Annotated in this window: 15 protein-coding genes, 5 tRNA genes and 2 riboswitches; of the genes, 19 read left to right on the top strand and 1 reads right to left on the bottom strand. The window is 30.1% G+C overall.

The window, feature by feature from the left end:
- Positions 1 to 55: 55 nt before the first annotated feature.
- Positions 56 to 595, bottom strand: coding sequence for a spore protease YyaC (gene yyaC, locus Ccar_RS21790; RefSeq protein WP_007063635.1), 540 nt, complete (start codon positions 593 to 595; stop codon positions 56 to 58).
- Positions 596 to 727: 132 nt separating this feature from the next.
- On the opposite strand from yyaC, the gene Ccar_RS26180 reads away from it, so the two are divergent.
- The 19 genes from Ccar_RS26180 to Ccar_RS21885 all read left to right on the top strand — a co-directional run bounded on the left by Ccar_RS26180 (position 728) and on the right by Ccar_RS21885 (position 20057).
- Positions 728 to 1378, top strand: a complete 651-nt coding sequence (locus tag Ccar_RS26180; RefSeq protein ID WP_053075351.1) for a hypothetical protein — start codon at positions 728 to 730, stop codon at positions 1376 to 1378.
- A 202-nt stretch (positions 1379 to 1580) separates the two neighbouring features.
- A tRNA-Thr gene (locus Ccar_RS21800) sits at positions 1581 to 1656 on the top strand.
- A 5-nt stretch (positions 1657 to 1661) separates the two neighbouring features.
- A tRNA-Tyr gene (locus Ccar_RS21805) sits at positions 1662 to 1746 on the top strand.
- A gap of 8 nt (positions 1747 to 1754) precedes the next feature.
- Positions 1755 to 1830, top strand: a tRNA-Val gene (locus tag Ccar_RS21810).
- A 19-nt stretch (positions 1831 to 1849) separates the two neighbouring features.
- Positions 1850 to 1925: transfer RNA gene (locus Ccar_RS21815), tRNA-Thr, on the top strand.
- A 5-nt stretch (positions 1926 to 1930) separates the two neighbouring features.
- Positions 1931 to 2015 (top strand) — tRNA-Tyr (locus Ccar_RS21820).
- Positions 2016 to 2142: 127 nt separating this feature from the next.
- A riboswitch (SAM riboswitch) is annotated at positions 2143 to 2247 on the top strand.
- A 73-nt stretch (positions 2248 to 2320) separates the two neighbouring features.
- The gene (metK, locus tag Ccar_RS21825; protein WP_048030424.1) at positions 2321 to 3496 is read left to right on the top strand and encodes a methionine adenosyltransferase; all 1176 of its coding nucleotides are present in this window, start codon (positions 2321 to 2323) and stop codon (positions 3494 to 3496) included.
- 131 nt (positions 3497 to 3627) lie between these two features.
- Positions 3628 to 5883: an SF1B family DNA helicase RecD2 gene (recD2, locus tag Ccar_RS21830; RefSeq protein WP_007063631.1), complete on the top strand. Its 2256-nt coding sequence runs from the start codon at positions 3628 to 3630 to the stop codon at positions 5881 to 5883.
- A complete protein-coding gene (locus tag Ccar_RS21835; RefSeq protein ID WP_007063630.1) occupies positions 5852 to 6886 on the top strand; it encodes a hypothetical protein in 1035 nt (344 codons plus the stop codon). The genes recD2 and Ccar_RS21835 overlap by 32 nt, the downstream gene beginning before the upstream one ends.
- Positions 6883 to 7539, top strand: coding sequence for a ComF family protein (locus tag Ccar_RS21840; RefSeq protein WP_242852180.1), 657 nt, complete (start codon positions 6883 to 6885; stop codon positions 7537 to 7539). Before Ccar_RS21835 ends, Ccar_RS21840 begins: the two co-directional genes overlap by 4 nt.
- Positions 7540 to 8025: 486 nt before the next feature.
- Positions 8026 to 8553, top strand: a complete 528-nt coding sequence (hpf, locus tag Ccar_RS21845) for a ribosome hibernation-promoting factor, HPF/YfiA family (RefSeq protein ID WP_007063628.1) — start codon at positions 8026 to 8028, stop codon at positions 8551 to 8553.
- Positions 8554 to 8761: 208 nt separating this feature from the next.
- Positions 8762 to 11272: a preprotein translocase subunit SecA gene (gene secA / locus Ccar_RS21850; protein WP_007063627.1), complete on the top strand. Its 2511-nt coding sequence runs from the start codon at positions 8762 to 8764 to the stop codon at positions 11270 to 11272.
- 78 nt (positions 11273 to 11350) lie between these two features.
- Positions 11351 to 12455, top strand: a protein-coding gene (gene prfB, locus Ccar_RS21855; protein ID WP_156184593.1) for a peptide chain release factor 2 whose coding sequence is annotated in 2 segments (ribosomal slippage) — positions 11351 to 11413 and positions 11415 to 12455 — 1104 coding nt in all. Because the reading frame shifts where the segments join, the coding sequence is not laid out codon by codon here.
- 226 nt (positions 12456 to 12681) lie between these two features.
- Complete coding sequence (locus Ccar_RS21860) at positions 12682 to 13143, top strand: MarR family winged helix-turn-helix transcriptional regulator (protein ID WP_007063864.1); 462 nt, start codon at positions 12682 to 12684, stop codon at positions 13141 to 13143.
- Between the two features lie 31 nt (positions 13144 to 13174).
- On the top strand, positions 13175 to 14617 hold the full coding sequence (locus Ccar_RS21865; RefSeq protein ID WP_007063863.1) for an MDR family MFS transporter: 1443 nt from the start codon (positions 13175 to 13177) through the stop codon (positions 14615 to 14617).
- 218 nt (positions 14618 to 14835) lie between these two features.
- Positions 14836 to 16998, top strand: a complete 2163-nt coding sequence (locus tag Ccar_RS21870) for a Tex family protein (protein ID WP_048030426.1) — start codon at positions 14836 to 14838, stop codon at positions 16996 to 16998.
- Positions 16999 to 17089: 91 nt separating this feature from the next.
- A riboswitch (FMN riboswitch) is annotated at positions 17090 to 17208 on the top strand.
- A 126-nt stretch (positions 17209 to 17334) separates the two neighbouring features.
- Positions 17335 to 17958: an ECF transporter S component gene (locus tag Ccar_RS21875; protein WP_007063861.1), complete on the top strand. Its 624-nt coding sequence runs from the start codon at positions 17335 to 17337 to the stop codon at positions 17956 to 17958.
- Positions 17959 to 18026: 68 nt separating this feature from the next.
- Entirely contained in the window at positions 18027 to 19697 is a 1671-nt protein-coding gene (locus tag Ccar_RS21880) for a ring-infected erythrocyte surface antigen domain-containing protein (protein WP_048030428.1), read from the top strand.
- 96 nt (positions 19698 to 19793) lie between these two features.
- Positions 19794 to 20057, top strand: coding sequence for an EscU/YscU/HrcU family type III secretion system export apparatus switch protein (locus tag Ccar_RS21885; protein ID WP_007063858.1), 264 nt, complete (start codon positions 19794 to 19796; stop codon positions 20055 to 20057).
- The last annotated feature ends 11 nt before the right edge of the window (positions 20058 to 20068 follow it).

Consider the following 20068-nt stretch of genomic DNA (forward strand, 5'->3'; position numbering starts at 1 on the left):
AGTAAAACCCCACAAAGTTTGGGGTTTTACTTTTATTAAATTTTAAACTACATAATTATAATGTAAGTTTTGTATTATCATACATATAATAGGTGTGTATAAGAGAGTGAGTTATAACTTTAGCCATGTTCAATACTAAATTTAATCGTATATTATTACTAGTGAATATTTCATCATTATCATTAGAATCTACTATGCCTATCACAGAACATTCACCTACATTAGGTAGGAACTTACCAACACCTTTTCCAGGGTGTACAGGATAATCTCTTGCTTGAATTTCTCCTATACTAGATTCATCTCCAAGACAGGCGTCTATACCTATTATATTACTATATGGATATAGAACTTTTATTTCTTTTAATTTCTTATCAATGTTTAGTGCATGTATTGGTTCTGCAATAGTTCCGTGTACAGGCAATGGAAAACCTTTAGTTTTTAATAGCGTACCTACTAATGGACCAAGGCAATCCCCTATGCATCTATCAGTTCCAATGCATACTACAATGGTATTTTTATTAATATAGTCCTTTAAAAAACATGCAATCTTATAATATGATAATGGATCTTTATAATTGGATTTTACCCTATTCAAAAACTCACCTCCTACATCAATAATTAATTTATATGAAAACAATTTTCGAAATATTAATATATGCAGAATAAAAAAAGCTTTATGGGGCATACTAAAAGAAAAGTGTTTGCATAATACAAGGAGGCTAATGATATGAGCAAAAAGATTCTATCATTCATTGTAATTTTATGTACAACTATTTGTGTCGGTATGATGATTTATTCAAGCAAAGAAAACATTAATGAAAATTCAGTAAAAGGAAAAGTAGAAGTAATAAACGAAGATAAAAAAAACAATAATGAAAATAGCAAAAAACAGAATATTAAAAGTGAAGATAAAAGTAATGTAAATGAGGAAGCTAGTAAAAAATCAATAGAGATAACAGATAGTTATAAAAAAAATAAGATGGAGGCTATAGAAGATAAAATAAATCAAGATAAAAATGAAGTTTTTTCGAAGGATAATAGTACCAATAGTAAAGAAAGCCAAATAGCTCAATCCAAGTGTGATGATAATAAAAATAATACTAATTCAAATAATGAAAAGGATGTATCTGTATTTAAAGTTTCAAAATCAAAAATAAAAGACGATTTAACTATTGCTGATAAGGAAAAACTTTTATCTATAGGAAGTAAACTATCTGCTGTTGATTATGAAAAAATAAACGAATACTTAAAAAATGGCAATGAAGAGGATATAAAAAATACTATTAAGTTGCTTAAAGAAAGATTATCCGATAAAGATTATAAGAAGGTGCAGCAGGTAGCAGAAAAGTTTATAAATATGGAGTTAGTTGATAAATAATGAGTTTTTTATAAAAATATATGATAATTAAATAGATTATTAGAAAAATACTTCGGTGCGATTTTAAGAGAAAAACGTAGAAATTTTAAATAATTTAAAGAAGGATTGATTAAACAACAAATTTTGGATTTGAAAATAGAACTGTAACAATGTATACTAATCCATGTTGAAGCCGTTAACGGCGTAAATTTAATAAACATGTGCTGGCATAGCTCAGTTGGTAGAGCAACTGACTTGTAATCAGTAGGTCGAGGGTTCGAAGCCTTCTGCCAGCACCAAATACGGAGGAATTCCCGAGCGGCCAAAGGGGGCAGACTGTAAATCTGTTGTCATCGACTTCGATGGTTCGAATCCATCTTCCTCCACCATATTTAATGGGCGCATAGCTCAGCTGGGAGAGCATCTGCCTTACAAGCAGAGGGTCACAGGTTCGAGCCCTGTTGTGCCCACCATTAAAAATAAATAATATGTGCTGGCATAGCTCAGTTGGTAGAGCAACTGACTTGTAATCAGTAGGTCGAGGGTTCGAAGCCTTCTGCCAGCACCAAATGCGGAGGAATTCCCGAGCGGCCAAAGGGGGCAGACTGTAAATCTGTTGTCATCGACTTCGATGGTTCGAATCCATCTTCCTCCACCAAATAAAGCACTAATAAGTGCTTTTATTTTTGTGGATAATAATTTTACTAAGTTTTAAATCATATAAATATTGACACTAAAACTTAGTTGTGTTAACATGATGTAGAATGAATTACAAGTGAATAAAACTCTTATCAAGAGAGGTGGAGGGAAAAGGGCCCTATGAAACCCGGCAACCGGCAACAGAATTGCTAAGGTGCCAATTCCTGCAGTGATAATCTGCAAGATAAGAGAGTTGTTAAGCTTATTTAACCTCTTCTTATTAGAAGAGGTTTTATTTTTTTATAAAGAGAAGGGAGAGTACTTATGAGAAGATTATTTACGTCAGAATCGGTTACTGAAGGACATCCAGATAAAATGTGTGACCAGATTTCAGATGCTATTCTTGATGCTATATTAGAACAAGATCCAAATGGAAGGGTAGCTTGTGAGACAGCTACTACTACAGGAATGGTTTTGGTTATGGGAGAAATATCAACTAAATGTTATGTAGATATTCCTAAAATAGTAAGAAAGACTGTAGAAGAAATAGGATATACTAGAGCTAAATTTGGTTTTGATTATGCTACATGTTCTGTAATTACTTCTATAGATGAGCAATCTGCAGATATAGCTATGGGAGTAGATGAAGCATTAGAATCTAAAAGTGGTAAAATGGATAAAATAGAAGCTATAGGTGCAGGTGACCAAGGAATGATGTTTGGTTTTGCTACAAACGAAACAGCTGAATATATGCCTATGCCAATAAGCTTAGCACATAAGCTTTCAAGAAGACTAACTGAAGTTAGAAAAAATGAAACTTTAGGATATTTAAGACCAGATGGAAAAACTCAAGTTACAGTAGAATATGAAGATAACAGACCCGTTAGGATAGATACTATTGTAATATCAACACAGCATGATCCAGAAGCAACACATGATCAAATAGAAAAAGATATGATAGAACAAGTAATAAAACCAATTATCCCATCTGAACTTTTAGATGAAGATACTAAATATTTTATAAATCCAACAGGAAGATTCGTTGTTGGTGGACCTCAAGGAGACTCTGGATTAACAGGAAGAAAGATTATAGTTGATACTTATGGTGGATATGGAAGACATGGCGGTGGAGCTTTCTCAGGAAAGGATCCAACGAAAGTGGATAGATCTGCTGCATATGCTGCAAGATGGGTTGCTAAAAATCTTGTTGCAGCTGGAGTTGCAGACAAACTTGAAATACAGCTTGCATATGCTATTGGTGTAGCAAAGCCTGTATCTATAACAGTAGATACATTTGGAACAGGAAAAATATCTGAGGATAAAATAGTTGAAATAGTTAATAAGGTTTTTGATTTGAGACCAGCAGCTATTATAAGAGATTTAGATTTAAGAAGACCTATATATAAACAAGTTGCTGCTTATGGACATTTTGGAAGAACTGATATAAATGTACCATGGGAACAATTAAACAAAGTTGAAGAAATAAAAAAATATTTATAAAAGTAAGGGGCTGTTGCACTAAGTGCAACAGCTTTTTTTAAAGATTTAAATTGTTTATGAACTTTGTATATTTACAAAGTTCATATGATATAATTAAAAATAAAACACTAGTAAAAATTAGGAGAGATTTTATGCAGCAAATACAAGGTGTAGTTGAAAATATAGTTTTTCAAAATGAAGAAAATGGATATGCTGTGGCCAAAATTAAAGATAAAAGTGAAAATATAACTATAGTAGGATGTATACCTTTTATTACGGAAGGTCAAAATTTAAAACTTATAGGTGAATGGGTTCTTCATCCACAATTTGGACAGCAATTTAAAGTTTCTGGATGCGAAGAAATAGTACCAAATTCTATAGTTGGTATAGAAAGATATTTATCATCAGGGATAATATCTGGTATTGGGCCTGTCACAGCTAAAAAAATAGTAGAAAAGTTTGGTGAACAAACTTTAGATATATTGGATAATCACATAGAAAGACTTAAAGAGATAGAAGGTATAGGTGCAAAAAAAATAGCTTTAATAGATGATTCATATTCTAAGCAAAATGAAATAAGAAATATAATGGTTTTTTTGCAAACTTATGGAGTTACTCCAAACCAATGTGTTAAGATACATAAAAGATTTGGAACAGAATCTATAAAAGTTGTAAAAGAAAATCCATATATTTTGACAGAAGAAATATCGGGTATAGGATTTAAAACATCAGATAAGATTGCAAGAAGTCTTGGTATAGATGCAGAATCTCCTTTTAGAATACAAAGTGGAATAAGGTACATTATAAATCAATTTTGTGGCCTTGGAAACACATATATGCCGTTAGAAAAGTTACTTAAAGAGGGAATTAGTATATTAGGAGTAACTAAAGAAAAAATTGAAGAGAATATATATGATAGTTCTATAAATGGAAAACTAAAGTTGGAAAAGTTTGAAGATAAATTATGTGTCTTTACAATTCCATACTATTATTGTGAACTTGGAGTTACAAAAAAGATACTTACTTTAGCTGTAAATGATTATGGAGATATGAAGATAAATGTAGATGAAGAAATAGAGAGTTTTGAAAATGATAATTGTATAAAGTTTGCGGATTCACAAAAAGAAGCTATAAGAGGTGCCATAGAGAATGGAGTTGAAATAATAACTGGAGGACCAGGTACAGGAAAAACTACTATTATAAATTGTATAACAGAAATATTTGAAAAACTTAAGCTTAGGGTCTTTATGGCAGCACCAACAGGCAGAGCTGCTAAAAGGATGACAGAAGCTACAGGACGTGAAGCTAAAACAATTCATAGACTTTTGGAAATGGGAGTAGGTGATGAAGAAGAACCAGGTATGCTATTTTCTAAAGGTGAAAATTCTCCTTTAGAGTGTGATGTCATTATAATAGATGAAGCTTCCATGATAGATATTATGCTTATGAATAACCTTTTGAAGGCAGTTGACATAAGTACAAGAATTATAATTGTAGGAGATGTGGATCAGCTTCCCTCTGTAGGCCCTGGAAATGTATTGCGGGATTTAATTGAAAGCAGATGTATTAAGGTTGTTAGGCTGAAGGAAATTTTTAGACAATCAACAGAAAGCATGATAGTAGTTAATGCGCATAAAATTAATAATGGGGAAATGCCTTTAATGAATCAAAAAAACAAGGACTTTTACTTTATAAAATGTGAAGATGTAAATAAAATAACAGATACATTGATATCTCTTGTAGATAAAAGGCTGCCTAACTTTAATAAAAAATGGAATAAAATCAATGATATACAAATACTTTCACCTATGAGAAAAGGGATTTTGGGTGTTTCTAACCTAAACAAAAAACTTCAGGATATTTTAAATCCTAAAGCCCAAAATAAAAAAGAAAAAGAATTTAGGGATATTGTATTTAGGGTCGGAGATAAAATAATGCAAACCAAAAACAATTATTCCTTGAAATGGACTAGGGTTTCAGGAGAAGGTGAATATGAAGGAGTAGGTATTTTTAATGGAGATGTTGGATTTATACAGGATATAGATGAAGATAAAGATACTGTAGCCGTAATATTTGATGATGAGAGAAAAGTTATATATGACAATATGTATTTGGACGAAATTGATTTAGCTTATGCTGTAACTATCCATAAGAGTCAGGGAAGTGAATTTCCTGTAGTTATTATACCTATGTATATGGGCGCGCCATTATTAATGAATAGAAATTTATTGTATACGGCTATTACTAGAGCCAAACAATTAGTTGTTTTAGTAGGAGAATTAAAAGCTATAAAATTTATGATAGATAATGATAGAAGTTTTGAAAGATATTCGTTATTAAAACATAGAATAATGGATATAATGGAGAGTGAAGTAAATGTTGTTGTTTCAGAAGATGAGGTTGAATAATGAAAAAGAAAAGTTAAGTGAAGCTATATTAACTTGGAGCATGGGCAGAGATAAATTCCTAAATGTAAGATCATTACCTTATAATTCTTCAGAAATATTTATAAAAGTTATACTACATTATGTGTTTAATCATAAGAAAGTAATGTATATTACAAATGAAAGTTCAGAAAAAGTTGATATCATAGAAAAAATGAAGAAATATACAGGATTTAGAAGTTATGCCTATTTAAGAAACAATGAAGTAGAATCAAGTGCTCTACTCAAAATAAGTAATTTTTATAATGCATCTAAAATAGTGGAAAAATTTGATTTGATAATTTATGATGATATAAATAGTTTTCCTATGCAGAATATTTATGAAATATTAGGTTTGATAACGAAAATTTCTAAAAGCAATACTAAGGTTTTAATGTATGCTGTAGAAAATATAATGAGAAATAAAAAAGAATTTTTACTTCCTGTAAGAGATAATAAAAGTCCTATAATAGAGCCAAGGACTATACTTACAAGAATAGATGTAAATAAGGATATACCTTTTATGGTATATGACTATATAAAATGGTCTATAAGTTGTGGTAGAAAAGTTATTATATGTGTACCTAGTAAGGATAAAGTTCCCAAAGTACATTTTTATATAAGAAATTATTGCTCAGGATTTACTAAAAGTATAATGGATTTATATAAAGAAGGTGACTCTAACGGTAATAAAAAGATAATCAATAATTTTGAAAAAGTCAAAAGATCCATATTGATTACAAATAATTTTTATGAAACTTTTTCAAATATAAAAAATATTGATATAATGGTCTATTTTGCAGATGATGCTGAATTTGATTATAAAAAGCTTATCTATTTTTGTGCTAGTGCAGGAAGGAGCGAAAGAGACTTAAAAGGAGAAGTTATATTTTTAGCTAATGAAGAAACGGAAGATATGGAAAAAGCAAAAAGTATAGCCAGAAGTTTCAACAAAGAAGCATGGGAAATGGGATTATTAAGAATTTGATATTTTTAAAAGATTGTGTGCTAGAAACAATATATTCAAATGATGAGAAGTGTATATGCTGTGGAGAAGAAACTTATGATGGAAGATATATATGCAGTAAATGTGAAGCATTAATTAAATTTTGCAGCTATGGATTTGATATACAGAAAGAAGAAATTAATTTTAAGTGTTATAGTGTATCGTATTATTCAGGAGCTATAATGAATTTAATACTGCAATTAAAGTATAAAAGTAATTTCCAAGCTGGCCAAATATTATCACAATATATGGTAAGTCTTATAAAAAATAAAAAAATCAAATGTGATTATATAACTTATGTTCCTATGACTAAAGAAAGACTAAAAAATAGAGGATATAATCAAGGTGCTTATTTGTCTAAAATGATATCTAAATCTTTAGATATTCCTGTTATTAATTGTCTAAGCAAAGTGAAAAATACTAAGGATCAAATTGGATTAGGCAAAGAGGAAAGATGGAGAAATATTGAAGGAAGTTTTCAATTTTTGAAAAAATATTGTATTGAAAGTAAAAATATATTAATAGTTGATGATGTTATAACTACTGGTGCAACTGCGATATCCTGTGCTTTAGAGTTAAAAAAACATGGAGCGGAAGAAATTACTGTATTGACTGCGGCGAAAAGTAGAGTATAATCTTATTATATGGAAGTCAGGTTTGTGGTTGAAAGTCGATGCCAGTCGCAGGCAAAGCGATCCACGTAAGTTAAATAAAATATTTAATGAGCATGGTGCGGTTTAGAAGTAAGTCCTGCCGTTATGTAAAATGGCGAGAGGATTAGTAGTGAGAGGTTAATTCCCGGTAGCGAGGATTCCAGCAGGCGAGTGTGGGGTCAAAGACCAGGTCAACTGACTTCGTATAAAAGTTCTTAATCATTTAGATTAAGAACTTTTAATTTTTTTTTGATTTTTGAATATACTATTAAGTGAACAAAGAAATCAAGAATAAAGAAAGGATTTTAAGCAATATTAACATAAGTTTGAATAATATTTCGTTAATTCCTTTTTATGGTCTTGTAATTTATTATAAACAGTATTAAAATAGAATTAACAAAAATCAAAACATTCTTAATATTGCAATACAATAAAATTTGCAATGTTAACAAGGAAGGGGCTGAAAGTATGAGAATAACAGTAAGTGGAAAGAATATCGAGGTAACTAGTGCATTAAGAAATACAGTGGAGAGGAAGTTATCAAAACTTGAAAAGTATTTCAACCCTGATGTAGAAGTATATGCTACATTAAGTGTACAGAAGAACAGACAAATAGTTGAGGTCACTATACCTTTTAATGGTATTATATTAAGAGGTGAGGAAGAAAATGATGATATGTATGCATCTATTGATTTAGTTGTAGATAAATTAGAAGGACAGATAAGAAAACAAAAAACAAAACTTCAGAGAAGAACTCATTCTGATTCGCTTAAATTTCAGTTTATACCTGACCTAGAACCAAAGGATAAAGAAGAATCTAAAATAGTTAAAACAAAAAGATTTGCAATAAAGCCAATGTCTTCTGAAGAAGCAGTTCTTCAAATGGAGCTTTTAGGACATAACTTCTTTGTATATAAAGATGCAGAAAATGGAGAAGTAAATGTAGTTTATAAGAGAAAAGATGGTAATTATGGTTTAATAGAACCTGAATTTTAAATTTAAATAAAAATGTGTGAGGAGGCTTAATAGCTTCCTCTTTTTAATTAAAACTTATGTTTTTTTATTAATATTAAATGTATATTAAATGTAACAAAATTTTAAACTATGATAAGTAAGTTGTATATAAAGTTGAATAGCTAAGAATTAGATGTTATAATCTATAAGGTATAACTTTATAAAAATTTGATATGTGAGGATGAAAATAATGAATATTTTTCAGAAGATGTTTGGTACATATAGTGACCGAGAAGTTAAAAGGATAATACCTATTGTTAATAAAATAGATGCTTTAGATTCTCAAATTCAAAAACTAACTGATGATGAATTGAAAGCTAAAACAGTTGAATTTAAAGAAAGAGTAGAAAAAGGAGAAAGCTTAGATGCTATATTACCAGAAGCTTTTGCTGTAGTTAGAGAAGCTGGATTTCGTACTATAGGGTTAAAGCATTTTAGAGAACAGCTTATAGGTGGAATAGTTCTTCATCAAGGAAGAATATCAGAAATGAAAACAGGTGAAGGTAAAACTTTAGTAGCCACTTTACCTGCATATTTGAATGCACTTACTGGAAAAGGTGTTCACATAGTTACAGTAAATGATTATCTTGCCAAAAGAGATAGAGATACTATGGCGCCAGTATATGAGTTCTTAGGACTTACAGTAGGCGTAATTCTTCATGACTTAGATCAAAGTCAAAGACAAGAGGCTTATAATTGTGATATAACTTATGGTACTAACAGTGAATATGGTTTTGACTATTTGAGAGATAACATGGTTATATATAAAGAAGAAAGAGTACAAAGAGGCTTAAATTATGCCATAGTAGATGAAGTTGACTCTATATTGATAGATGAAGCTAGAACGCCTCTTATAATTTCTGGTGAAGGTGAAAAATCTACTGATTTTTATAAGGTAGCAGATTATTTTGCTAAATCTTTGGATAAAGAAGCAGATGTTAATATTGATGAAAAAGCTAATGCAGTAATGCTTACAGATGAAGGTATTGCAAAAGCAGAAAATTTCTTTAAATTAGAAAACTTTGCAGATCCTGAACATATGGAAATACAGCACCATGTAGTTCAAGCTTTAAAAGCTAACTACATGATGAAAAGAGATAAAGACTACATGGTAAGAGACGGTGAAGTATTAATTGTAGACGAATTTACAGGAAGAATGATGGAAGGTAGAAGATATAGTGATGGCCTTCATCAAGCTATAGAAGCAAAAGAGGGAGTTAAAGTAGAAAGAGAATCTAAAACTCTTGCAACTATAACATATCAGAACTATTTTAGAATGTTTAAAAAGCTTGCTGGTATGACAGGTACTGCTTTAACAGAAGAAAATGAATTTAGGGAAATATATGGATTAGACGTAATAGTAGTGCCTACTCATAAGCCAATAGCTAGACAGGACTTACCTGATGTGGTTTATAAAACAGCTAAAGGAAAGTTTAAGGCAATAGTAGAGGACATAGTGGAAACTCATAAAAAAGGTCAGCCAGTACTTGTAGGTACAGTAAGCATAGAAAAATCAGAATTACTTTCTGATATGTTAAAGAAAAAGGGAGTACCTCATCAAGTACTTAATGCTAAATTTCATGAAAAAGAAGCAGATATAATATCTCATGCAGGAGAAACTGGAACAGTTACCATAGCTACTAACATGGCAGGCCGTGGTACGGACATAAAGCTTGAAGAAGGAGTAGTAGAAGTTGGCGGCTTAAAGATCATAGGTACTGAAAGACATGAATCAAGAAGAATTGATAACCAGCTTAGAGGACGTTCTGGTCGTCAAGGTGACCCAGGAATGTCAAGATTCTATGTTTCGTTAGAAGATGATCTTATGAGAATATTTGGTTCTGATAAGCTTCAAGGATTAGTTGGAAAATTAGGACTTGGTGATGATGAAGCTATAGAAAGTAAAATGGTTTCAGGTGCTATAGAAAATGCGCAGAAGAAAGTTGAAGGAAATAACTTTGACATAAGAAAAACAGTAGTTCAATACGATGATGTTGTAAATAAACAAAGAGAAATCATATACAAACAAAGATCTGAAGTTCTTGAAGGAGAAGACTTAAAGGAACAAGTTCAAAATATGCTTAAAGATTTAGTTTCTACAGTAGTGGATTCTCATATGTCAGGTATAGATGAAGAATTTGAAAATGATTTAAAAAAGCTTATTCACTATATGGAAGAACTATATGTTACAAAGGGTTCTGTTAAATTAGAAGATTTAGAGAGACTGTCAAATGAGGAAATTAAGGAAAAGTATATAGATATAGCACAAGATATATACTCACGTAAAGAAGAAGAATTTGGCGAAGAACAAATGAGGGAAATAGAAAGAGTTATTCTTCTAAGAGTAGTAGATACAAAATGGATGGATCATATAGATGATATGGAACATTTAAAGAGAGGAATAGGACTTAGAGCATACAGACAACAAGATCCAGCTCAAGCTTATCAGTTTGAGGGAAGTGAAATGTTTGAAGAAATGATATATAACATTAAGGTAGATACTATTAAGTATTTATTACATGTTGAAATACAAAAGGCTCCAGAAAGAGAGAGAGTAGTTAAAGAAATTCGTACAAATCAAGCAGAAGATGATTCAATAAAGAAGCAGCCGGTTAAAAAAGAAAAAACAGTTGGAAGAAATGACCCATGTCCATGTGGTAGTGGTAAGAAATATAAAAACTGTTGTGGAAGATTTGAGTAGTGTAGATTGTATTCTAGAAAAACTTTTTGCAAACGCAAAAAGTTTTTCTTATATTTATATAAAAGGAAGTGTGATTAAGTGGTAATTCAATTAGAAGAAGTATTAAGTTCTTTGAATAATTTAAATGAAATCATAAAAGAAATTAGGGATTCACTTTGACATAGAGAGCACTAAAAATAAAATAGAAGAATTACAAAGAAAAATGCAGGAACCTAACTTTTGGAATGATACAGATAAAGCACAAGAAATAACAAGTGAAGAAAGATTCCTTAAATCTAGATTAGATAAGTATAAAGAACTTGAAACTAAAATTCAGGATGCTGAATTTTTAACTAAGCTTGCAATAGAGGAAAATGACCTTTCTTCATCAAAGGATATAATAAGAGAAGTAGAAGAGATTGACAATGAAACAGAAAGATTTAGGATTGAAATATTACTTTCTGGAGAATATGATAAGAATAATGCTATAATGGATATTCATGTAGGTGTTGGAGGCACTGATGCTCAGGATTGGACAGAAATGCTTCTCAGAATGTATACAAGATGGGCAGAGAAGAAAGGGTTTAAAATAGAAACTGTAGATATTTTACCAGCAGAGGATGCAGGAATTAAAAGTGCCACTTTGAGAATAATTGGAGAATTTGCCTATGGATATTTAAAGGCAGAAAAGGGAATTCATAGATTGGTTAGAATATCACCTTTTAATGCTAATGGAAAAAGACAGACTTCATTTGCATCTATCGAAGTATTGCCAGAGTTAACTAATAATCAAGATATAGATATAAAGCCGGATGATATAAAAGTTGACACTTATAGGTCTAGTGGCGCAGGAGGACAACATGTAAATAAGACAGAATCAGCCATTAGAATAACTCATATTCCTACAGGAATTGTAGTACAGTGCCAAAATCAAAGAAGTCAGCATCATAATAGAGAAGAAGCAATGAGAATGTTAAAAGCTAAGCTTGCAGAGCTTAAAGAAAGGGCTCATAAAGAAAAAATAGAAGATTTAACTGGAGAACTTAAAGACATGGGATGGGGAAGTCAAATAAGATCCTATGTATTCCAACCTTATACTATGGTAAAAGATCATAGAACATCTGTAGAATGCGGAAATATTAATGCAGTAATGGATGGAGATATAGATCAATTTATAAATGAATATTTAAAACAATATAATTAAAGTGTTTGAACATCATAAGCATATTTATGATGTACTTATGACATGACTTATGAAAACTCATAAACTTGTTTTATTTGCACATGCAAGAGAAACAAAGTTATGGGTTTTTATTATTTGATTTATTGGCTACGATTACATTGCTTGACAAATATAAATGATTAACATATTATTAGTATAACAATTATTTTTATAACAAATATTAGCGTGCCATATAAAGGAGGAGAAAATGATTACATCTCTAGATAAATCCATTGGAATGTCCATAAATTATGTCAATAAAAAAATACAAAGATATTTATCTATAAACCTTGAAAAATATGATATTACTACAGAACAATGGGCAGTATTATTAAAATTAGTTGAGAAAGAAGGAATTAATCAGAAATTATTATCTAAGGAAGTAGAAAAAGATCAGGCAACATTAACAAGAATATTAGATATTTTAGAAAGAAAAAGTTTGATTATAAGAAAAAAGTCGCCTGAAGATAGAAGAGCTTTTTTAATTTACACTACTGATAAAGGTAAAGAAGTTAAGGAAGAAGTGTATCCTTTTATTGAAAAATTATTTAAAAATATGATATGTGGTATTCCAAAAGATGAATTGGATCTGTTTGTAGGTGTTCTTAGTAAAATTAATGAAAATATGTGTACTGAGGAACAAAAAATAAAACAATGTAATAAAAAGTAATTGAAAAATATTTTAATAGGAGATCGATATAATGGAAGAAAGAATAGAGAAAATTGAATATGAACAAAAAGTTTTTAAAGTAGTGCCAATTAGTATAGCACTAATAACTGCTGGATTTCTTTGCATGTTAAATGAAACAGTATTAAACATGGCATTAAAAAACCTAATGGTGCAGTTTAGTGTAACTGCAAATACTGTTCAGTGGTTAAGCACAGGGTATATGCTTATTATGGGTATTTCTATACCTATTTCAGCTTTTCTTACTCAGAAATTTACGACAAGGCAATTATTTTTAGCTTCTGTAGTTATATTTATACTTGGAACAATTATATGTGGAGTTTCTACTGCTTTTTCAATTTTGTTAGTAGGACGATTAATTCAAGCTGTAGGAACAGGTGTTTTAATACCTAATATAATAAATACCTTAATAATTATTAATCCTATAGAAAAACGTGGAAAGGCACTTGGAATATTTAATCTTGTTATGTTTTGTGCGCCTGCTATTGGTCCAACTCTTTCGGGATTAATCATACAATCTCTTAATTGGAGATGGTTATTTTTTGCCATAGCACCTTTCTCTGTTATTGCACTTATACTTGGGTATATTTATATAGAGAATGTAACAGAGTTATCAAATCCAACTCTTGATGTTGTATCGGTTGTATTATCAACTATTGGCTTTGGTGGATTTATATATGGAGTTAGTAACATAGGAGGAGCATCTAATACTACAATGGTTGTTCCTATGATTGTTGGATGTATTGCACTAGCAATATTTGTATTACGTCAATTGCATATGAAACAACCTATGTTAGATATGCGTACATTCAAGTATCCAATGTTCACCTTGGGAACTATACTTATTATAATTATGCATATGGTTAACTTTGCAACTATGCTTCTTTTGCCAATGTTTCTTGAAGGAGCGTTGGGATTAGCAGCTTTTACAGCAGGGCTTGTCATGTTACCAGGTGGACTTATTAATGGAATTGTATCACCTATTTCAGGACATCTTTATGATAAGTTTGGTCCTAAAGTATTGATTCTTCCAGGATATATTATTTCAACTATTGTATTTTTTATATTTTCTAGAAGTTTGTCACTTAGCATAACTATTCCAACAATAATTATTTTGCATTGTCTTTCATTAGTAGCTGTTGGATTGATAAATACGCCAACTCAAACTAATAGTTTAAATCAGTTACCACCAGAATATTATCCTCATGGTACTGCTATAATGAACACATTACAACAAATAGCAGGGGCATTTGGAACATCTTTATTCGTTGCTATTATGTCTGCTTATCAAAGAAATTATTTAATGACTGCAAGTAATCCTAATGATTCTAAGCAGCAAGCTTTAGCATTAGTTTTAGGAGTACGACATACTTTTGCAATTGAAGTAGGAGTACTTATTGTTGCTGTAATAATATGTTTATTTATTAAAAATAATAAAAAGGCAGTAACACAGTAGATTTAAGAAACTACTAGAGTTTAATATTATTTGAAGTTGTTAACTTATATTAATTTGCCAAATACCATGTTGGTGGTGTAATATATTATTAGTTATTTTTAAAATAAAATGAAAATTGCTACTTATAGTAGCTTAATGTTTGTAGTAAGCACCCTTATTTATTACTGTTTTAGGGTGCTTAAATTAAGATAATAAGGTTGGAGGCAAGTATAAGTAATATGAAAAATATAGTAGATAGATTGGTAGAAGAACTTAATTTAAATAAGAAAGATGTTGAAAGTGTAATAGATCTTTTGGATGGAGGAAATACTGTACCATTTATAGCTAGATATAGAAAAGAAGCAACTGGTAATATGGATGATGTAACTCTTAGAAATCTATTTGAAAGACTTACATATTTGAGAAACTTAGAGAGTAGAAAAGAAGATGTTATAAGGCTTATAGATGAACAGGGTAAGCTTACAGATGAATTAAAAACAGTTATAATGAAATGCGATACCTTAACCGAAATAGAGGATATATATAGACCATATAAACCTAAAAAAAGAACAAGAGCCATAATAGCAGCAGAAAAGGGTTTAAAACCATTAGCAGAAGCTATATGGAATGGTGAGTTTAAAGATGACATAAAAGAATATGCCAGTGAATTTATAAATGAAGAAAAGGAAGTAAAATCAGAAGAGGAAGCACTGCAAGGTGCAATGGATATAATAAGTGAAATTATATCTGATACTGCTGAATATAGAAAATGGATTAGAAACTTAGTTAAAAATGAGGGACTTATAGAAACAACTGGAGAAAATAAGGAAAATGAAACTACTCCTTATGAAATGTATTATGATTATAAGGAAGCTGTAAAAAGTATTCCAGCTCATAGAATACTTGCGATAAACAGAGGAGAAAAGGAAAAGATACTTTCAGTTAAAGTAACTGCAGACATGGAAAAAATAATTGTCTATTTAAAATCTCAGTGCTTGAAAGGAAATAATAATACAGATATTTATATAGAAGAAAGTATAAAGGACTCGTTAAAAAGACTTATATATCCATCTATTGAAAGGGAAATAAGAACTGAACTTACGGATATAGGAGAAGAAGGAGCTATAAAGATATTTAAGGCTAATTTAAAAGCATTATTAATGCAGGCTCCTATTAAAGGAAAAGCAGTATTGGGCTATGACCCTGGATTTAGAACAGGATGTAAAATAGCTGTACTAGATGATACAGGTAAACTGCTGGATACATCTACAGTATATGCTACAGTGCCTAAAAATGATGTAGAAGGAGCTATAAAGACACTTAAAGAATTGGTTTATAAATATGATGTAGGTGTTGTATCTTTGGGAAATGGTACTGCTAGTAGAGAGTCTGAGGAAGTTATTGTAAGATTAATAAAAGAAGTTAAAGAAGAAAAAAACAAAGAGCTTTATTATGTTATTGTGTCAGAAGCTGGAGCTTCAGTATATTCAGCATCTGAGTTGGCAGCTAAAGAGTATCCAGATATAAATGTATCCTTGAGAGGAGCTATATCCATAGGAAGAAGACTTCAAGACCCACTAGCTGAACTTGTAAAAATAGATACTAAATCTATAGGTGTAGGACAATATCAACATGATGTTGCACCTAAAAAATTAGATGAATCTTTGAAAGGTATTGTAGAGGATTGTGTAAATAGTGTAGGAGTAGACTTAAATATAGCGACTCCATCACTTTTAAGTTATATTTCAGGAGTAAATGCAACAATAGCACAGAATATTGTAAGCTATAGAGAAGAAAATGGTAAGTTCAAAGGTAGAAAGGAACTTTTAAAGGTTAAAAGATTAGGAGCTAAGGCTTTTGAGCAATGCGCAGGATTTTTAAGAGTTATGGAAAGCAAAGAACCTTTAGACAATACATCAGTTCATCCTGAATCATATGAAGCTGCTAAGGCTTTATTAACTACATTAGGATATACAATAGAAGATTTGAAAAATGTAAAATTATCAGATATAGATCAAAGAGTAGATAATATAGGTATTGAAGGATTAGCAAAAAAATTGGAAATAGGTGTTCCTACGCTTAAAGATATAATAAAGGAAATGAAAAAACCAGGAAGAGATCCGAGAGAAGAAATGCCAAAGCCTGTATTGAAAACTGGGATTATAGATATGGCTCAATTGAAACCAGGTATGCAGCTTACAGGAACAGTAAGAAATGTAGCGGATTTTGGAGCTTTTGTTGATATAGGTGTGCATCAAGATGGACTTGTACACATAAGTCAGTTATCGGATAAATTTGTAAAGCATCCTTTAGATGTAGTTCAAGTTGGAGATATAGTTGAAGTAACTGTGATTGAAGTGGATGAAAAAAGGAAAAGAATAGCTTTAACTATGAAAAAGTAATTATTAGTAAATAATGAATTTAGATTATTTTAGTATATTACTTGAATTTTAAAAAAACTTGTACTATAATATAAACATAAAAGTTAATAAAATTAGTCTTCAGGGCGGGGTGAAATTCCCCACCGGCGGTTATAGCCCGCGAGCCTTAAATAGGTATGATTCGGTGTAATTCCGAAGCCGACAGTAAAGTCTGGATGGAAGAAGATAAAGTATAATGTTTATTCGCCCTGGTATTTTATATCAGGGTTTTATTTATGCCATTATACATCTAAAAATCAAATCCCAAAGAAGATGAATTTATTTTAAGTTTTTAAATTTAATTGGAGGATGGTAAAAATGAAAAACGAAAAATTAAACAGATTGGTTAAGGTGTCTTTACTTGGGGTAATCGGATTTATACTTATGTTTATAGAGGTAGCTACACCATTATTTCCAAGTTTTTTGAAAATCGATATAAGTGATTTACCAGCTTTAGTAGGAGCTTTTGCATTAGGACCTGTAGCAGGTATATCTATAGAATTTTTGAAGAATTTGCTTCATGGTTTATTTGTTGGAGGAACAGCTTTTATAGGAGAATTAGCAAACTTTGCAGTAGGATCAATTTTGGTAGTAGTAGCTGGATATATTTATAATAAAAATAAAAGTAGAAGAACAGCTATATTTGGTTTAGCTGTAGGAACAGTTGCAATGTCATTGGCAGCTAGTGTTTTAAATTACTTTATATTATTGCCTTTATATGAAACGGTGCTTCATTTCCCTATAAGTGCTATAGTAGCAATGGGAAATAAGATAAATCCAAATATAAAAGACCTAAATAGTTTTGTAGTTTTAGCAATTATGCCTTTTAACTTGATTAAAGGAATAATATTATCTTGTTTAACATTTGTTATGTATAAAAGTGTATCGCCAATTCTTCATGAAGAAAAAAGAAGTAAAACACAACTTGCAAAGAATAATTAATATAAAAAATCCAGGTAACTCTGGATTTTTTTTTACTTACATACGATAATAAAAAAGAGGTGAATACTATGGCAGGTATATGGAATATAAATAGTACCTATAATGTTAATACCAAGAGAATGTTTAGCAAATTATCCTTTGAAGTTGGACAGAATTTTGCAGCTAGAATTATGAATTTAGATAAATTAACAGGAGAAGTTTTGTTAAAGCTTTTAGATGGATGGCAATTTTCAGCAAAGCTTCAAAGTGGTGTAGATATATTACCACAAGGATTGATGAGATTTCAAGTAGAAGGTTTTGAAGATGGAAAGCTTCAATTAAAAATACTAAATACTGATAATAAAAAAAGCAACACAGAAGAGGATTCTATAGATTTTTTATTGAAAAGTAAAAGTATTAATGTAGATAAAGAAGACTATCCTCTTTTAAATAAAATGATAAAGCATGAGATGCCTTTAACAAAAGAAAATATATCAAATATGAAAACTATAGTAGATTTTATGGGTAAGATAAAGCAGAATCCAGAAGAGGAAAATGCATTTATAGGTAAGTATATGCAGAGCAAAAATGTACTTCCAGATAGTCCTAAAGGCCAAGAAATTAAAGATACATTAAAAAGTTTTTTTAATGAATTAAAGAATCTTTCAGAAGAGGATATACTTATTTTTGCAGAGAATAACATTGATTTAACAGAAGATAACATTAAAAGTTTTAATGATATGTTTAAGGGAAAAGGAAATTTATATAAGGAAATTAAAAATATAGAACAGCAGGTTTTAAAGGATAATATGCAAAAGCAGCCTGATGGAAATGTAAAAAGTGAAAAAATTTATATTAATGCTGAACAAGAAAAACAAGTAGTAGGGGATAACGCTGAAAACATAAAATACAAAGAAGGTAATAATTATACAAATACAATTGAAAATCAAGGCGGAAACGTAAATAGTGAAAAAAGTATAAGTGATAATAAAAATATAGCTAATAGTAATGCAAAAAATGAAATGAAGAACTTAGAGAACAGTAATGCTGCAGTTAAAATAGAAAATAAAGTTAAAGAACAAAGTAAAAATGAAATTAAGGAGACTATAACAAACAAAGAAATAGAGACAGGTGAAACCATTGAAAAGGAAATTAAGAATTATGTAAGTAAAAATAATATTATTGATAAAGAAAAAATTGTGGATAATATTGCAAAAGCTATAAAAGATCAAATAAGCGAAAAAACTCAGGAAATGAAAAATATAATACAAAAAGTGTTAGAAAAGAATGGTGATACAAAACCTGAAACATTTAGTAATATTGCACAAGTTTTAGATAAGAATATGAATGATTTTAAAGTTTTTAATACTATATCAAATTCATATTATTACATGGATTTACCTTTAAATGTAGATAATTCTGAGTATCAGTGCAAGCTTATGATAAAAGATGAAAGAAAAAAAGGTAAGAAAATAGACTCTACTAATGTAAAAATAGCAGCATCTGTTAACACCAATAATATGGGTGTGGTGGATGCCTATATAAAGGTAAATAATTATAATATGGATATAAATATAAAGTGCGATAGTCCTTGGATTAAGATATTGGATAATGGAAAAGATCGTGTTTTTAATGGATTAATGGATATAGGGTATAATTTAAATATATATGTAAATGAAAGAAAACAAGAAGTTAATATTGTAAATTGCAGAGAATTTTTTGAAGATGATAATTTAGGGTTGATAGATAAGAGAGTTTAAGCTTAAAGTATTAAGTTAATTTACAATGTAGGTTTAACACTTTATAATATATAGTATAATATTTCAAATCCCCTTATTAATTGAGAGGTGGTTATTATGGATAAAAGGAAAAAAGCGGCAGCCTTAAGATATGAACAGGGGTATGAAGCGCCTGTTGTAACTGCAGCAGGGATGGGATATGTTGCAGATAAGATAATAGAAAATGCAGAAAAGGCTAATGTACCAATAGTATATGATAAAGAGCTGACAGATCTTTTAAGCAGTGTAGATGTAGGAGATTCCATTCCTTTTGAGTTATATGATGCAGTGGCGAAAGTAATAGCTTATGTAATGGATGTAGATAAAAATATAGAAAAATAGAAGGTGGTTGG

Source organism: Clostridium carboxidivorans P7, from assembly GCF_001038625.1.
In the GTDB taxonomy this organism is placed as follows: domain Bacteria; phylum Bacillota; class Clostridia; order Clostridiales; family Clostridiaceae; genus Clostridium_AM; species Clostridium_AM carboxidivorans.

Excerpts from the sequence above, each read along its gene's own strand:
- Ccar_RS26180 (WP_053075351.1), top strand. The coding sequence starts at position 728 with ATGAGCAAAAAGATTCTATCATTCATTGTAATTTTATGTACAACTATT.
- metK (WP_048030424.1), top strand. The coding sequence starts at position 2,321 with ATGAGAAGATTATTTACGTCAGAATCGGTTACTGAAGGACATCCAGAT.
- recD2 (WP_007063631.1), top strand. The coding sequence starts at position 3,628 with ATGCAGCAAATACAAGGTGTAGTTGAAAATATAGTTTTTCAAAATGAA.
- Ccar_RS21835 (WP_007063630.1), top strand. The coding sequence starts at position 5,852 with ATGTTGTTGTTTCAGAAGATGAGGTTGAATAATGAAAAAGAAAAGTTA.
- hpf (WP_007063628.1), top strand. The coding sequence starts at position 8,026 with ATGAGAATAACAGTAAGTGGAAAGAATATCGAGGTAACTAGTGCATTA.
- secA (WP_007063627.1), top strand. The coding sequence starts at position 8,762 with ATGAATATTTTTCAGAAGATGTTTGGTACATATAGTGACCGAGAAGTT.
- Ccar_RS21860 (WP_007063864.1), top strand. The coding sequence starts at position 12,682 with ATGATTACATCTCTAGATAAATCCATTGGAATGTCCATAAATTATGTC.
- Ccar_RS21865 (WP_007063863.1), top strand. The coding sequence starts at position 13,175 with ATGGAAGAAAGAATAGAGAAAATTGAATATGAACAAAAAGTTTTTAAA.
- Ccar_RS21870 (WP_048030426.1), top strand. The coding sequence starts at position 14,836 with ATGAAAAATATAGTAGATAGATTGGTAGAAGAACTTAATTTAAATAAG.
- Ccar_RS21875 (WP_007063861.1), top strand. The coding sequence starts at position 17,335 with ATGAAAAACGAAAAATTAAACAGATTGGTTAAGGTGTCTTTACTTGGG.
- Ccar_RS21880 (WP_048030428.1), top strand. The coding sequence starts at position 18,027 with ATGGCAGGTATATGGAATATAAATAGTACCTATAATGTTAATACCAAG.
- Ccar_RS21885 (WP_007063858.1), top strand. The coding sequence starts at position 19,794 with ATGGATAAAAGGAAAAAAGCGGCAGCCTTAAGATATGAACAGGGGTAT.